The 14271-nt window shown below is 60.4% G+C and carries 13 protein-coding genes; 9 read left to right on the plus strand and 4 right to left on the minus strand.

Annotated elements, in window-relative coordinates; translation table 11 throughout:
• The first annotated feature begins 228 nt into the window (after nt 1–228).
• Genes arnB through arnF form a run of 7 tightly spaced genes read left to right on the plus strand, consistent with a single transcriptional unit; the run spans nt 229 to nt 7604 of the window.
• Nucleotides 229–1368 carry a UDP-4-amino-4-deoxy-L-arabinose aminotransferase gene (gene arnB / locus CWM61_RS07595; protein ID WP_061153055.1) on the plus strand — a complete coding sequence of 380 codons (1140 nt, stop codon included), beginning with the start codon at nt 229–231 and terminating at the stop codon, nt 1366–1368.
• A gap of 1 nt (nt 1369) precedes the next feature.
• Nucleotides 1370–2353 carry an undecaprenyl-phosphate 4-deoxy-4-formamido-L-arabinose transferase gene (arnC, locus tag CWM61_RS07600; RefSeq protein WP_074387019.1) on the plus strand — a complete coding sequence of 328 codons (984 nt, stop codon included), beginning with the start codon at nt 1370–1372 and terminating at the stop codon, nt 2351–2353.
• Nucleotides 2350–4335 carry a bifunctional UDP-4-amino-4-deoxy-L-arabinose formyltransferase/UDP-glucuronic acid oxidase ArnA gene (arnA, locus tag CWM61_RS07605; protein WP_074387020.1) on the plus strand — a complete coding sequence of 662 codons (1986 nt, stop codon included), beginning with the start codon at nt 2350–2352 and terminating at the stop codon, nt 4333–4335. Before arnC ends, arnA begins: the two co-directional genes overlap by 4 nt.
• Nucleotides 4332–5234 carry a 4-deoxy-4-formamido-L-arabinose-phosphoundecaprenol deformylase gene (arnD, locus tag CWM61_RS07610; protein WP_074387021.1) on the plus strand — a complete coding sequence of 301 codons (903 nt, stop codon included), beginning with the start codon at nt 4332–4334 and terminating at the stop codon, nt 5232–5234. The genes arnA and arnD overlap by 4 nt, the downstream gene beginning before the upstream one ends.
• The gene (gene arnT / locus CWM61_RS07615; RefSeq protein WP_100631017.1) at nt 5234–6889 is read left to right on the plus strand and encodes a lipid IV(A) 4-amino-4-deoxy-L-arabinosyltransferase; all 1656 of its coding nucleotides are present in this window, start codon (nt 5234–5236) and stop codon (nt 6887–6889) included. Before arnD ends, arnT begins: the two co-directional genes overlap by 1 nt.
• A complete protein-coding gene (gene arnE, locus CWM61_RS07620; protein ID WP_004202083.1) occupies nt 6886–7224 on the plus strand; it encodes a 4-amino-4-deoxy-L-arabinose-phosphoundecaprenol flippase subunit ArnE in 339 nt (112 codons plus the stop codon). The genes arnT and arnE overlap by 4 nt, the downstream gene beginning before the upstream one ends.
• A complete protein-coding gene (gene arnF, locus CWM61_RS07625; protein ID WP_074387023.1) occupies nt 7224–7604 on the plus strand; it encodes a 4-amino-4-deoxy-L-arabinose-phosphoundecaprenol flippase subunit ArnF in 381 nt (126 codons plus the stop codon). The genes arnE and arnF overlap by 1 nt, the downstream gene beginning before the upstream one ends.
• Here the strand turns inward: arnF and CWM61_RS07630 are convergent.
• Nucleotides 7601–8650 (minus strand): AI-2E family transporter, encoded by a 1050-nt coding sequence (locus tag CWM61_RS07630; protein ID WP_100631018.1) that lies wholly within the window; start codon nt 8648–8650, stop codon nt 7601–7603. The two genes, arnF and CWM61_RS07630, sit on opposite strands and share 4 nt — an antisense overlap.
• A 133-nt stretch (nt 8651–8783) precedes the next feature.
• Between CWM61_RS07630 and CWM61_RS07635 the strand changes: the two genes are divergently transcribed.
• Nucleotides 8784–10004 carry an MFS transporter gene (locus tag CWM61_RS07635; protein ID WP_100631019.1) on the plus strand — a complete coding sequence of 407 codons (1221 nt, stop codon included), beginning with the start codon at nt 8784–8786 and terminating at the stop codon, nt 10002–10004.
• On the opposite strand, the gene CWM61_RS07640 is transcribed toward CWM61_RS07635, so the two are convergent.
• Together CWM61_RS07640 and CWM61_RS07645 are read right to left on the minus strand one after the other, a co-directional pair.
• On the minus strand, nt 10005–10562 hold the full coding sequence (locus CWM61_RS07640) for a DcrB family lipoprotein (RefSeq protein ID WP_025710746.1): 558 nt from the start codon (nt 10560–10562) through the stop codon (nt 10005–10007).
• A gap of 73 nt (nt 10563–10635) precedes the next feature.
• Nucleotides 10636–11301 (minus strand): 7-cyano-7-deazaguanine/7-aminomethyl-7-deazaguanine transporter, encoded by a 666-nt coding sequence (locus tag CWM61_RS07645; protein WP_025710747.1) that lies wholly within the window; start codon nt 11299–11301, stop codon nt 10636–10638.
• A gap of 206 nt (nt 11302–11507) precedes the next feature.
• Here CWM61_RS07645 and tusA point away from each other — a divergent pair, with 206 nt between their 5' ends.
• Nucleotides 11508–11753 (plus strand): sulfurtransferase TusA, encoded by a 246-nt coding sequence (tusA, locus tag CWM61_RS07650; RefSeq protein WP_074387026.1) that lies wholly within the window; start codon nt 11508–11510, stop codon nt 11751–11753.
• Nucleotides 11754–12030: 277 nt separating this feature from the next.
• Here tusA and zntA read toward each other — a convergent pair whose 3' ends face one another.
• Nucleotides 12031–14241: a Zn(II)/Cd(II)/Pb(II) translocating P-type ATPase ZntA gene (gene zntA / locus CWM61_RS07660; protein ID WP_100631021.1), complete on the minus strand. Its 2211-nt coding sequence runs from the start codon at nt 14239–14241 to the stop codon at nt 12031–12033.
• Nucleotides 14242–14271: the final 30 nt, after the last annotated feature.

Here is a 14271-nt window from a genome sequence, read left to right on the forward strand (position 1 = left end):
AATCCTATCATACTGTTTAATAATGAGTTATTACTTGTGTTGGGAAAATATTAATTTCTTAATATTATCCTAAGCAAGGTCGACTACATTAATAGTGGTCGAAATACCCTGAAATGGAATGCCGCGCTGAACTCACTTCATTTTAATTTCGTTTAAGTCCGCAGGCGCAGGATATTTTATTCTAACGACCCTGATTTGTGCGTGGGTCATCTACAGAACAGGATGATGATGAGCGATTTTTTGCCGTTTTCGCGCCCGTCGATGGGCGACGCAGAGCTGGCTGCGCTGCGTGAAGTTTTAGCGTCGGGCTGGATCACCACCGGACCGAAGAATCAGGCACTCGAAGCGGCATTCTGCCAGCTGACCGGCAACCGCCACGCGATTGCCGTCAGTTCAGCGACCGGCGGGATGCATGTGACCCTGATGGCGCTGGGTATTGGCCCCGGCGATGAAGTCATTACCCCTTCCCAGACCTGGGTCTCTACTCTCAATATGATCTGCCTGCTGGGCGCCACGCCGGTGATGATCGATGTCGATAACGACAATCTGATGATTACCCCGCAGGCTGTGGAAGCGGCGATCACCTCGCGTACCAAAGCGATAATTCCTGTGCACTATGCGGGCGCGCCAGCCGACATCGACGCCATTCGCGCGGTGGGCGAGCGCCATGGCGTTCCGGTGATCGAAGATGCCGCCCATGCGGCGGGCACCCATTATAAAGGCCGCCACATTGGCTGGCAGGGGACCGCCATTTTCTCGTTCCACGCGATCAAAAACATGACCTGCGCCGAAGGCGGGCTGATTGTCACCGACGACGACGAGCTGGCTTCCCGCATCCGCAGTCTGAAATTCCATGGTCTGGGCGTGGACGCTTATGATCGTCAGACCCACGGCCGCGCGCCGCAGGCGGAGGTGATCACCCCGGGCTTTAAGTACAACCTTGCCGATATCAACGCCGCTCTGGCGCTGGTCCAGCTGGAAAAACTGAGCCACGCCAATCAGCGCCGGACGGAGATTGCCCAGCGCTACCTGCGCGAGCTGGCGGACACGCCGTTTAAACCGCTGACCGTCCCGGCATGGGATCACCAGCACGCCTGGCACTTGTTTATCATCCGTGTCGATGAGGCCGCATGCGGCATCAGCCGCGACGCGCTGATGGAAAAACTGAAGGCGATGGGTATCGGTACGGGTCTGCATTTCCGTGCGGCTCATACGCAAAAATATTACCGCGAGCGCTTCCCTGAGGTTTCCCTGCCGAATACCGAATGGAACAGCGCCCGCATCTGTTCTCTCCCGTTGTTCCCGGACATGACCGATGACGATGTCACTCGCGTTATTTCCGCACTGCGCCAGCTGTCAGGACGTTGATATGCTTACATACCCTCCCGTGAAGAAGGTTTCGGTGGTTATCCCGGTTTATAACGAACAGGATAGCCTGCCGGAACTGCTTCGTCGTACGGATACTGCTTGCGCCACGCTGGGGCGGCAATATGAAATTCTGCTGATCGACGATGGCAGCAGCGACGATTCCGCGCGCATGCTGACCGAAGCCGCTGAGGCGGAAGGCAGTCACGTCGTTGCTGTACTGTTAAACCGTAACTACGGCCAGCACTCGGCGATCATGGCCGGCTTCAGCCATGTGACGGGCGATCTGATTATTACCCTTGATGCCGATCTGCAAAACCCGCCGGAGGAAATTCCGCGGTTGGTAGAGAAGGCTGATGAAGGCTACGACGTGGTGGGCACCGTCCGCCAGAACCGTCAGGACAGCATCTTCCGCAAAAGCGCCTCGAAGATGATTAACCGCCTGATCCAGCGCACCACCGGCAAAGCGATGGGCGACTACGGCTGCATGCTGCGCGCTTACCGCCGCCATATTATCGACGCGATGCTCAACTGCCACGAGCGCAGCACCTTTATCCCGATCCTGGCGAATACCTTCGCCCGGCGCGCGGTCGAGATCCCGGTGATGCATGCCGAGCGCGAATTCGGCGACTCCAAATACAGCTTTATGCGCCTGATTAACCTGATGTACGACCTGGTGACCTGTCTGACCACCACACCGCTGCGTCTGCTCAGTATTTTCGGCAGCGTGATTGCCCTGCTGGGCTTCGCCTTCGGCCTGATGCTGGTAGTACTGCGTCTGGCCTTTGGCCCGCAGTGGGCGGCGGAAGGGGTGTTCATGCTCTTCGCCGTGCTGTTTATGTTCATCGGCGCCCAGTTTATCGGTATGGGCCTGCTCGGCGAGTATATCGGACGCATCTATAACGACGTTCGCGCTCGTCCCCGCTACTTTATTCAACGTGTTGTTCGCCAGCCGGAAACGGCATCTAAAGAGGAAGATCGTTCATGAAAGCCGTAGTCTTCGCTTATCACGATATGGGTTGCACAGGTATCCAGTCCCTGCTGGACGCTGGGTATGATATCGCTGCTATTTTCACCCACCCGGATAACCCTGGCGAAAATCATTTCTTTGGCTCCGTGGCGCGCCTTGCTGCCGAGCAGGGCATTCCGGTGTGGGCGCCGGAAGACGTGAACCATCCGCTGTGGATTGAGCGTATCCGCGAGATGAAGCCGGACGTGCTGTTCTCGTTCTACTACCGCAACCTGTTGGGCGATGAGATCCTCAATCTGGCGCCGAAAGGGGCATTTAACCTGCACGGTTCGCTGCTGCCGAAATATCGTGGCCGTGCGCCGCTGAACTGGGTGCTGGTCAATGGCGAAAGCGAAACCGGCGTGACCCTGCACCGCATGGTGAACCGCGCGGATGCCGGCGATATCGTCGCCCAGCAAACCGTGGCGATTGGCCCGGATGACGCCGCCCTGGCGCTGCATCGTAAGCTGTGCACCGCTGCCACTGAGCTGCTGGGCCAGGCGCTGCCGGCTATCCTTGAAGGAAAAACCACAGAGCGCCCGCAGGATCACAGCCAGGCGACCTACGTGGGGCGTCGTACCCCGGAAGATGGCCGCCTCGACTGGGAGCAGCCGGCGCAGACGCTGCACAATCTGGTGCGTGCCGTCTCTGACCCGTGGCCGGGCGCGTTCGGCTACGCCGGCGCAAACAAATTTATTGTCTGGAAATCCCGTGTACGCCGCGATCTGCCGGCAGCCAAACCGGGCACCGTTATCTCCGTTGCGCCGCTGATCGTGGCGTGTCAGGACGGGGCGCTGGAAATTGTCACCGGCCAGACCGAACGCGGTGTGTACATGCAGGGCACTCAGCTGGCGCAGGCGCTTGGCCTGGTGTCCGGGGCAGTGATCAGCAGCAAACCGGTGGTGGCGATTAAGCGTCGCACCCGCGTGCTGATCCTCGGCGTCAATGGCTTTATCGGTAACCATTTGACCGAGCGCCTGCTGCAGGACGACAACTATGAAATTTACGGCCTGGATATCGGCTCCGACGCCATCAGCCGTTTCCTTGAGAGCCCACGTTTCCACTTCGTGGAAGGCGATATCAGCATTCACTCCGAGTGGATCGAATATCACATTAAGAAATGCGACGTGGTGCTGCCGCTGGTGGCCATCGCGACCCCGATCGAATACACCCGTAACCCGCTGCGCGTGTTCGAGCTGGATTTCGAAGAGAACCTGAAGATCATCCGCGACTGCGTGAAATACAATAAGCGCATCATCTTCCCGTCGACCTCTGAAGTGTACGGCATGTGCACCGACAAAAACTTCGACGAAGATACCTCCAACCTGGTGGTCGGGCCGATCAACAAACAGCGCTGGATCTACTCGGTTTCCAAGCAGCTGCTGGATCGCGTGATCTGGGCCTACGGCGATAAGTACGATCTCAAGTTCACCCTGTTCCGTCCGTTCAACTGGATGGGTCCGCGCCTGGATAACCTCAACGCCGCGCGTATCGGTAGTTCCCGCGCCATCACCCAGCTGATCCTCAACCTGGTGGAAGGGTCGCCGATCAAGCTCATCGAAGGCGGCAAGCAGAAGCGCTGCTTTACCGATATCAGCGATGGTATCGAAGCGTTGTTCCGCATCATCGAGAACAAAGACGGCCGCTGCGACGGGCAGATCATCAACATCGGTAACCCGGAAAACGAAGCGAGTATCAAAGAGCTGGCCGAAATGCTGCTCGCCTGCTTCGAACGCCATCCGCTGCGCGATCGCTTCCCGCCGTTTGCCGGCTTCCGTGAAGTGGAAAGCAGCGATTACTACGGGAAGGGCTACCAGGATGTTGAGCATCGTAAGCCGAGCATTCGCAACGCCAAACGCTGCCTGAACTGGGAACCGACCGTCGAGATGGAAGAGACCGTTGAGCATACGCTGGACTTCTTCCTGCGCACGGTTGAACTGGTGGACGATAAAAATCCATGAAACAGGTCGGCTTACGCATAGATGTCGATACCTTTCGCGGAACGCGGGACGGCGTTCCGCGGCTGCTGGACCTGCTGGGCCAGCACGGGATTCAGGCAAGCTTCTTCTTCAGCGTCGGGCCGGACAATATGGGGCGCCATCTGTGGCGCCTGATAAAACCGAAGTTTCTGTGGAAGATGCTGCGTTCCAGAGCGGCTTCGCTGTACGGCTGGGATATTCTGCTGGCCGGCACCGCCTGGCCGGGACGCCGCATCGGCGCGGGTAACGAAGCGGTGATCCGCGCGACCGCCGAGTCTCATGAAGTCGGGCTGCATGCCTGGGATCATTACAGCTGGCAGGCGTGGAGCGGCGTCTGGCCGCCCGAGCGGTTAACGCTGGAGGTTGAGCGCGGTCTGCTGGAGCTCGAGCGCATTATCGGCCGTCCGGTCACCTGCTCGGCTGTCGCCGGCTGGCGCGCCGATCAGCGGGTAGTCAAAGCCAAAGAATCCTTCGATTTTCTCTACAACAGCGACTGTCGCGGCACGCGGCCGTTTCTGCCCCAGCTCGGTAGCGGCACGTCCGGTACGGTGCAGATCCCAGTCACGCTGCCGACCTGGGACGAGGCGGTGGGCACGGCGGTCGATATCGCTGGCTTTAACCGCTACCTGCTGGATTGCATCCATCGCGACACGGGCGTGCCGGTCTATACCATTCACGCCGAAGTGGAAGGTATTGCCTACGCCGATCAGTTCGATGAACTGCTGACCATGGCGGCGGAAGAAGAAATTCAGTTTTGCCCACTGAGCCAGCTGCTGCCCGCTGACTTTAGCGAGCTGCCGTCTGGCAAAGTGGTTCGGGGTGAACTGGCTGGCCGGGAAGGCTGGCTCGGACGTGAACAATTACTGACTTCGGGTGTTTGATGAAAAGCATTCGCTATGGCGTCTCTCTGATTGCGCTGTTTGCGCTGTATTACCTGCTGCCGCTCAATTTCCGTTTGCTCTGGCAACCCGATGAAACCCGCTACGCGGAGATCAGTCGTGAAATGCTGGCCACCGGCGACTGGGTGGTGCCGCATTTTCTCGGGCTGCGCTACTTCGAAAAGCCGATTGCCGGTTACTGGATCAACAGTATCGGTCAGTGGCTGTTTGGCCATAATAACTTCGGCGTACGCTTTGGGTCGGTCTTCGCCATCACCATGACCGCTGTGCTGGTGGCCTGGCTGGCGTGGCGGATCTTTCGCGATAAGCGGGTAGCCGTCCTGTCGCCGGTTATCTTCCTTACCGCCCTGCTGGTCTACGGCATCGGCACCTATGCGGTGCTGGACCCGATGATCACCCTGTGGCTGGCGCTGGCGATGTGCAGCTTCTGGGGCGCGACGCAGGCGCAGACCCGCAACGGCAAAATACTGGGCTACGTGCTGCTGGGCGTCGCCTGCGGTATGGGGGTGATGACCAAGGGCTTCCTTGCGCTGGCGGTGCCGGTGGTGGGCGTTCTGCCGTGGGTGATCGCCCGTAAACGCTGGCGTGAAGTGCTGACCTACGGTTGGCTGGCGGTGGTCGTTTGTACGCTGGTGGTGCTGCCCTGGGGGCTGGCTATCGCCCAGCGTGAGCCGGACTTCTGGCGCTACTTCTTCTGGGTCGAGCATATTCAGCGTTTTGCCGAAAAAGATGCCCAGCACAAAGCGCCGTTCTGGTACTACATCCCGTTCCTGATTGCCGGCAGCCTGCCGTGGCTGGCCTTGCTGCCGGGGGCGCTGAAGCGCGGCTGGCGCGAGCGCGATGAGGCGCGAGGGGCGCTATACCTGCTGGGCTGGGTGGCAATGCCGTTCCTGTTCTTCAGTATCGCCAAAGGCAAACTGCCGACCTATATCTTGCCGTGCTTTGTGCCGCTGTCGATTCTGATGGCCCGCTACGCGCTGGAGGCGGCGAAAACCGGCGCGAAAGCGCTGCGCATCAACGGTATGATCAACCTGGGATTTGGCCTGCTGGGGCTGGTCGCCGTGCTGGTAGTCTCTCCCTGGGGCGTGATGCACAAGCCGGTGTGGAGCAAGATTGAGCTGTATAAATGTCTGCTGGCGGCGATCGCCTTCGCCGTCTGGGCGCTGATGGGCTGGCTGGCGATGAAAAACCCTGGCCGCCGCTGGAGCCTCGCCGCGCTCTGTCCGCTCGGCCTGGCGCTGCTGGTGGGCTTCGCTATCCCGGACCGGGTTATCGACAGCAAACAGCCGCAGTTCCTCGTGGATATTGTGAGCGAGTCCCTGCAGCCCAGCCATTACGTCCTGACCAACAACGTTGGGATCGCCGGTGGCCTGGCCTGGGAGCTGAAGCGCAGCGATATTATTATGTTCGACAAACAGGGTGAGCTGAAGTACGGTCTCGACTGGCCGGACGCTCAGGGAAGCTTTGTCAGCCAGGCCGGGTTCACTGACTGGTTGGCCACGCATCGTCAGCAGGGGCCGGTCTCGCTGGTGCTGTTGATGGATAAAGGAGAGAGTATGGTCGACTTACCGTTACCGAAACCGGATAACGCCTACGAGCTGGGTCGGGTGGTCTTCCTTCAGTACCTGCCGCAATGAGTGTCTGGATCTGTCTGGTGTTCGCCAGCCTGCTGAGCTGCGCCGGACAACTCTGCCAGAAACAGGCGACCCGCCCGTCCCGTCGCGGACGGCGGAGTCGCCATATACTCTTCTGGCTGGGGATGGCGCTGTTATGCCTCGGCTGCGGCATGCTGCTGTGGCTGAGCGTCCTGCAGTCTATTCCGGTCAGCATCGCCTACCCAATGCTGAGCCTGAACTTCGTTTGGGTTACCCTGGCGGGCTGGGGTATCTGGCATGAGCCGGTCGCCCGTCGTCACTGGTTTGGCGTCGGGTTGATCGTCGTGGGCATCGTCATTCTGGGGACCAGCGTCTGATGGGCTTTCTCTGGGCATTATTCAGTGTCGGCCTCGTCAGCGCCGCGCAGCTCCTGCTGCGCAGCGCCATGGTGGCCCTGCCGCCGCTGACCGATATTCTGGTATTTATCCAACATCTGCTGCATTTTCAGCCAGGTACCTTCGGCCTGTTTTTCGGCCTGCTGGGCTACCTGCTGTCGATGGTCTGCTGGTACTTTGCCCTGCATCGCCTGCCGCTGTCGAAAGCGTATGCGCTGCTGAGCCTGAGCTATATCCTCGTGTGGGCCGCCGCCATCTGGCTGCCCGGCTGGCATGAGCCGTTCTACTGGCAATCGCTGCTGGGCGTGGCAATCATCGTCGCCGGCGTATTAACGATCTTCTGGCCGGTCAAACGCCGCTAGCCGGGGAGCCGGCTTTTGGGACGCCCCGGGCCGAGCAGGAGCGCCAGCTTGCTGCCCCCGACGGTGGTCTCCATCCAGATTTTACAGACGCTGGTTAACGGCACCGAGAGCAGCATCCCCACCGGCCCCAGCAGCCAGCCCCAGACCAGCAACGACAGGAACACCACCAGGGTCGACATCCCCAGCCGGTGGCCCATCATGCGCGGCTCCACCATGTTGCCCAGCACCATATGCACCACCAGAAACAGCGCCCCGACCAACAGGCACTCATAAATGCCGCTAAACAGCAGCGCCTGCAGCATAGGGGGGATAGCGGAGATGGCGGAGCCAATGTTCGGCACATAGTTCAGCAGAAACGCCAGCACCCCCCACATCAGGGCGAACTGTACCCCCATCGCCAGCAGCCCCAGCCAGACAATCAGCCCGGTCCACAGGCTAATCAGCGTCTTCAGCGCCAGATAATGGGTGACGCCTTTCAGCGCCCGGTGCAGTCCGGCGATATGCAGGCGAGGATTATTGAGGGCAAAGCGCAGTTTGTAGGGCAGGTGGCGAACCTCAAACAGCATAAAGATCACCGTCATCACCAGCAGCACGATGCTGGCCATCGCCCCGGAAAGCTGGGTCATTAGCGTCGTGGCCCAGGTCATCAGCCGTTCTGAATCCATGCGCCGCAGCATGCGCTCCGGATTGATATGCAGGTTAAGGAAGGGGAGATACTCCTGGAGCTGGAGGATCTTGCGTGTCATTGCGCGGTTGAAATCGGGCAGCATGGCGACGAAGTCATTGAGCGACGCCGCCAGTACGCCAAGCAGCGCGGTGAGCATCACCAGCATCGCTGTCACTACCAGGGTAATGGCGAATGGACGGCGCACCCCGCGGCGAATGAACCAGCTGACCAGCGGGTTGAGAACAATAGCGAAAAACAGCGCCAGCAGCAGCTGCACCAGAATATCGGCGGCGGCGTGGATCCCGGCGAGGATAATCACCAGCGCTGCCAGCTTAAGTAAAATATGGAGCCCGGCTTTATCAGCCTGCGGAGAGGACATAGGGATTCCTTTTATGAGTCGCGCCAGATAAGTGTAGCGGTTCGCCGACTGCCAATATTCCGAAAGGAGGGCTGCTTTTCCGCCGACAGCGTGGTAATAGTGAAAGCTGGTTGTCGAAATCTGGTGGAACCTGATGCCCGAACCCGTCGCCGAACCGGCGCTCAATGGACTGCGCCTCAATCTGCGGATTGTCTCTGTCGTCATCTTTAACTTTGCCAGCTATCTCACCATCGGCCTGCCGCTGGCGGTGCTGCCCGGCTATGTTCATGATGTCATGGGCTTTAGCGCTTTCTGGGCCGGGCTGGTGATTAGTCTGCAATATTTCGCCACGCTGCTCAGCCGCCCGCACGCCGGGCGCTACGCCGACCTGCTGGGGCCCAAAAAGATTGTTGTCTTCGGTCTCTGCGGCTGTTTTTTGAGCGGTCTGAGCTATCTGCTGGCGGCCTGCAGCAGCGGCTGGCCACTGATTAGCCTGCTGTTGTTATGCCTCGGGCGGGTGATCCTTGGAATCGGTCAGAGCTTTGCCGGCACCGGGTCGACGCTGTGGGGCGTCGGCGTGGTCGGTTCGCTGCATATCGGCCGGGTGATTTCGTGGAACGGGATTGTGACCTACGGGGCGATGGCGATGGGCGCGCCGCTCGGCGTGCTGTGCTATTCGCATATTGGCCTCAGCGGCCTGGCGGTGGTCATTATGGCGGTGGCGCTGGTGGCGATCCTCTGTGCGCTGCCCCGCGCGGCGGTGAAGGCAGCTAAAGGTAAAGCGATGTCGTTTCGCGCGGTGCTTGGCCGGGTCTGGCCCTACGGCATGGCGCTGGCGCTGGCCTCCGCCGGCTTCGGGGTGATCGCCACCTTTATCACGCTGTTTTATGACGCCAAAGGCTGGGACGGCGCGGCTTTCGCTCTGACGTTATTCAGCTGCGCGTTCGTTGGCACGCGGCTGCTGTTTCCTAACGGCATTCATCGCCTCGGTGGACTGAACGTGGCGATGCTCTGCTTTAGCGTGGAGATTATCGGACTGTTGCTGGTCGGCATTGCCGATACGCCGCTGTTGGCGAAGATCGGTACCTTCCTTACCGGGGCGGGGTTCTCGCTGGTCTTCCCGGCGCTGGGGGTGGTGGCAGTCAAAGCGGTGCCGCAGCACAATCAGGGGTCGGCGCTGGCGACCTATACCGTGTTTATGGATTTGTCGTTGGGCGTTACCGGGCCGCTGGCCGGATTGCTGATGGCGTGGACCGGGATCTCGATGATTTATCTCGCCGCGGCGGGGCTGGTGATGGCGGCGCTGCTGTTGGGCTGGCGGCTAAAAAAACGGCCCCCGGTTAGCGAACCGGAGGCCATCGCACCAGGCCAGTAATTACTGAATGGTGAGGGTGTTGATGATGCTTTCTGCTTCGGTCTGTGCCTGCTGCTGGTTGTCCGCCGGCAGGGTCACCTGCAGGGTCAGCAGTTTGTCATCCACTTTGCCAAGCAGTACGGAAGACCACGCGGTCTGCCCCTTGGCGGAGATGATGCTGTCCAGCTGCTGCAGGGTATGGCCTTTAATCTCCAGCGATTTATTGCTCACCACCTGTAGCTGCGGGTCGCGGCTACGCTGCTGATCTTCCAGACGTTTCGCCAGCACCGCCAGATCTTCATTGGTGCTGTCGCCGACGATGACGATGACCGCTTTCTGGCCGGTAGCGTCAGAGTAGACGTGCATGTTGTTCGCCTGGGTACCCAGTTTGCCGCTCTGGTCGGCCATGCCCGCAGGCAGGGTGAAGCTCAGCTTGCCATCCAGCAGGCTGATTGCCTGGCCGCTGGCATTGCTCTCCGCTGCTGCGCCAACGGTTGGCGCTTTTGAATCGCTGTTATCGCAGGCGGCAAGCCCCATCACCAGCAGGCCAATACCGACATATTTAACCAAATTGCGCATTGACATCTTCCTTTCGATAAACGGCCACTAATGGCTCATCCGGCTATCTTAACACATCAGCCCGCGAGTACCTTTAACTCGGCTGCAATGCCGACAAATCAGATTTATCCGCCAGTCTTTTCAACAGCATATTTAACAACACGCCGTACATCGGCAGGAAGAAAATGATGCTGATAAGCACTTTAAAGCTGTAGTCGACGAGGGCGATTTCCCCCCAGTGGGCGGCCATAAATGGGTCCGGGCTGCGCCAGAAAGCGATAAAGAAGAATGCGACGGTATCGCTAATGTTGCCGAACAGCGTTGAGGCGGTGGGGGCCAGCCACCAGTGGCGGCTCTGCCGCAGGCGGTTAAAGACGTGGACGTCGAGGATCTGCCCCAGCGCATAGGCCATAAAGCTGGCGATGGCGATACGCGCGACGAAGAGATTAAAAGTGCCCAGCGCGGCAAAGCCCTGCCACTCGCCCATGTAAAACAGGGCGGAGACACCGTAGGAAATGACCAGCGCCGGGACCATCACCGCGAAAATGATGCGTCGCGCCAGCGGTGCGCCAAAAATGCGTACCGTCAGATCGGTGGCGAGGAAGATAAACGGAAAACTAAACGCGCCCCAGGTGGTATGGAAACCAAAAATGGAGATCGGCAGCTGAACCAGATAGTTGCTGGAGGTGATCACCAGCAGATGAAATAGCGAAAGCCAGACGAGCGCTTTTTTGCGCTGTACGGTAGTAAACGGATTCATATTGTGACCTTTTTATGCCCGTCATGCTTCAGGTTAAGGAGCAATCGGCAGCGGAACGTTGGGGTGAGGGAACCCAATAAAAAACGGCTGCATGATACTGCGTTACCGGCGTAATGCAATGGTTGTTTTTCGCGCAAACGTTAACCTGGCTTGCGTACTGGCGAACTGGGGGTAAACTAGGGCCGTTTTGTTGACGTGAGACTAAAATGAGCGAACTTTTCTCCACTCCTGACCATACCCTGGATGCTCTGGGGCTCCGCTGCCCGGAGCCGGTCATGATGGTGCGTAAAACCGTGCGGACGATGCCGGTCGGCGAGACGCTGCTGATTATTGCTGACGATCCGGCCACCACCCGCGATATCCCGGGATTCTGCCGCTTTATGGAGCATGAGCTGGTGGCCCAGGAAACCGAAGCCCTGCCGTACCGCTATCTGATCCGCAAAAGCCGCTGAGCTTTTCCCGGATAGCGGCGCGTTGCGCCTTATCCGGGCTACCCGACGGTCCGGAATCGTAGCCCTGCTAAGCGCAGCGCGAGCAGGGAATACCCCGGATGGCGGCGCGTTGCGTCTTATCCGGGCTACCCGACGGTCCGGAACCGTAGCCCTGCTAAGCGTAGCGCGAGCAGGGAATATCCCGGATGGCGGCGCGTTGCGCCTTATCCGGGCTACCCGACGGTCTGGAACCGTAGCCCTGCTAAGCGTAGCGCGAGCAGGGAAGTCGGTATCTATGCTACAACTTCTTACGCAATAACCGCAGCGCGTTAGCCGTTACCAGCACGGTGGCACCGGTATCCGCCAGCACCGCCAGCCACAGGCCGGTCAGGCCGAGCAGGGTGGTGACGAGGAAAATCCCCTTCAGCCCTAAGGCAATCGCGATGTTCTGGCGAATATTGGCATGGGTGGCGCGCGCCAGTGAAATCATCTGCGCCAGGCCGGTCAGACGATTATGGGTCAGCGCGGCGTCGGCGGTTTCCAGTGCCACGTCGGTGCCGCTGCCCATGGCGATGCCGATGGTGGCTGCTTTCATCGCCGGAGCGTCGTTGATGCCGTCCCCGACCATCGCCAGCGGCGCATCGGCATTCAGCGTCATGACGGCTTTCACTTTGTCCTCCGGCAGCAGACCCGCGCTGAATTCCAGCCCCAGTTCGCTGGCGATGGCCGCCGCGGCGCGCGGGTTATCTCCGGTGAGGATCACCCCCTGCACCCCCAACTGGTGTAAGGCATCCACCGCCTGACGCGCGTCATCGCGCAGAGTGTCGCGCAGCGCCAGGATGCCGAGCAGCGTCTCGCCGCGCATCACCAGCACCACCGTTTGCCCGGCGCTCTCCAGCTGCTGGATCTGCGCCTCATGCTCTGCCGGGGAGGCTTTGCTGGCGGCGCAGATCAAGATGCGGCTGCCGTTCACCTCGGCTTCGATACCAGAGCCCGCCAGCGCCCGCTGGCCGCTGGCAAGCGGAATACTCAGCTGACGCCGCTGTGCTTCACGGACGATGGCCTGCGCCAGTGGGTGGCTGGAGCCTTGCTCCACCGCCGCCGCCAGCGCCAGCAGCGCGTTGTCGTCAACCTCAGCTGTGGCGACAACCGAAGTCACCTGCGGCTGGCCGACGGTCAGGGTGCCGGTTTTATCGAACGCCACCTGCCGCACCTGGCCCAGTTGTTCCAGCGCCGCACCGCCTTTGATTAGCGCTCCGCGTCGGGCGGCGACCGCCAGGCCGGAGGTGATGGCCGCCGGTGTGGAGATGACCAGCGCGCACGGACAGCCGATCAGCAGCAGCGTCAGTCCTTTATAAATCCACGGCAGCCAGGCGCTGGCAAAGAACAGCGGCGGGACAATGGCGACCAACAAGGCTACGACCATAATGGCCGGGGTGTAGATCCGGCTGAAGCGGTCGATGAAGCGCTCGATCGGCGCCCGACGCTCCTCTGCCTCTTCAATCAACTTCAGGATGCGGTCGATGGCGCTGTCGCCCGGTTCGGATATCACAGTAAGCTGCACCAGGCGATCGACGCTGGTGGCGCCCGCCGCGACCCGTTCCCCGGCCTGACGCTCCACTGGCACCGACTCGCCGGTCAAGGCGCTTTCATCAAAGCTGGCAAACGGCGACAGCAGCTGGCCATCCGCCGGCAGACGCCCGCCGGCGGCCACTTCAATCACATCTCCGGGACGCAGGTCGCGCTGGGCGACGGTTTCCCGCACGCCGTTGCGCAGACGGATGGCGGTGTCGGGCTTCAGCGCCATCAGCGCGCTCACCCCCTGCCGTGCGCGGCTGGCGGCCCAGCCTTCGAGACGCTCGCCGATCAGGAACAGCAACAGCACCATCGCCGCTTCCGCAGTGGCGCCGATAAACAGCGCCCCGATGGCGGCGACGCTCATCAGCGTTTCAATCGCGAACCAGCTCCCGCTCTTGATCAGGCGCAGCGCCTGGCGAGCAACCGGCCACAGGCCGACCAGGGTGGTAGCAACAAAGGCCAACTGACCGGCTGGGTGGTTGGCCTGCTCCAGCCCCCAGCTCAGGGCCATCATGATAACCAGCGTCAGTAACGGCAGATTGTCGCGCAGCAGCGACCCGCGGGTTTTCTCTGTTACGGGAGCATCGGCATCGCGCAGCGTATAGCCCGCCTGGCGGACCACGTTCTCAACCTGAGCGCGGATATCGCCCTCGGCGTTAACCAGCAGCTTTTCTGTGGCGAACAGCACCTGAACCTGACTGACGCCGGGCACCTGACGAACCGCGGTTTCCACCTTGCGGGCGCAGGCGGCGCAGTCCATGCCATCAACCTGCCAGCTATAGCGGGCGTCGCTGAGTGCTTCGGCGGCAGGGGCGGATTCTGTGGTGCAGGCGTGGTCTGTGCAGCAGCTCTCCGCCGGCGCAGTCGCTGGCCGCATGGTGAATGACGAGAATTGTGGAACTTTTTTATCCTGCGCGTCTGGAGTCGACATGGCACCCTCCGGGAAATGATAATTTTCTCA

Origin of the sequence: Klebsiella sp. K-Nf6 (assembly GCF_002806655.1) — a bacterium.
In the GTDB taxonomy this organism is placed as follows: Bacteria; Pseudomonadota; Gammaproteobacteria; order Enterobacterales; family Enterobacteriaceae; genus Klebsiella; species Klebsiella variicola.

Bases quoted from the DNA above. Each gene is read 5' to 3' on its own strand.
- CWM61_RS07645 (WP_025710747.1), bottom strand. From the start codon at position 11,301: ATGAATCCGTTTACTACCGTACAGCGCAAAAAAGCGCTCGTCTGGCTT.
- arnA (WP_074387020.1), top strand. From the start codon at position 2,350: ATGAAAGCCGTAGTCTTCGCTTATCACGATATGGGTTGCACAGGTATC.
- zntA (WP_100631021.1), bottom strand. From the start codon at position 14,241: ATGTCGACTCCAGACGCGCAGGATAAAAAAGTTCCACAATTCTCGTCA.
- arnD (WP_074387021.1), top strand. From the start codon at position 4,332: ATGAAACAGGTCGGCTTACGCATAGATGTCGATACCTTTCGCGGAACG.
- arnF (WP_074387023.1), top strand. From the start codon at position 7,224: ATGGGCTTTCTCTGGGCATTATTCAGTGTCGGCCTCGTCAGCGCCGCG.
- CWM61_RS07630 (WP_100631018.1), bottom strand. From the start codon at position 8,650: ATGTCCTCTCCGCAGGCTGATAAAGCCGGGCTCCATATTTTACTTAAG.
- CWM61_RS07640 (WP_025710746.1), bottom strand. From the start codon at position 10,562: ATGCGCAATTTGGTTAAATATGTCGGTATTGGCCTGCTGGTGATGGGG.
- tusA (WP_074387026.1), top strand. From the start codon at position 11,508: ATGAGCGAACTTTTCTCCACTCCTGACCATACCCTGGATGCTCTGGGG.
- CWM61_RS07635 (WP_100631019.1), top strand. From the start codon at position 8,784: ATGCCCGAACCCGTCGCCGAACCGGCGCTCAATGGACTGCGCCTCAAT.
- arnB (WP_061153055.1), top strand. From the start codon at position 229: ATGAGCGATTTTTTGCCGTTTTCGCGCCCGTCGATGGGCGACGCAGAG.
- arnC (WP_074387019.1), top strand. From the start codon at position 1,370: ATGCTTACATACCCTCCCGTGAAGAAGGTTTCGGTGGTTATCCCGGTT.
- arnT (WP_100631017.1), top strand. From the start codon at position 5,234: ATGAAAAGCATTCGCTATGGCGTCTCTCTGATTGCGCTGTTTGCGCTG.
- arnE (WP_004202083.1), top strand. From the start codon at position 6,886: ATGAGTGTCTGGATCTGTCTGGTGTTCGCCAGCCTGCTGAGCTGCGCC.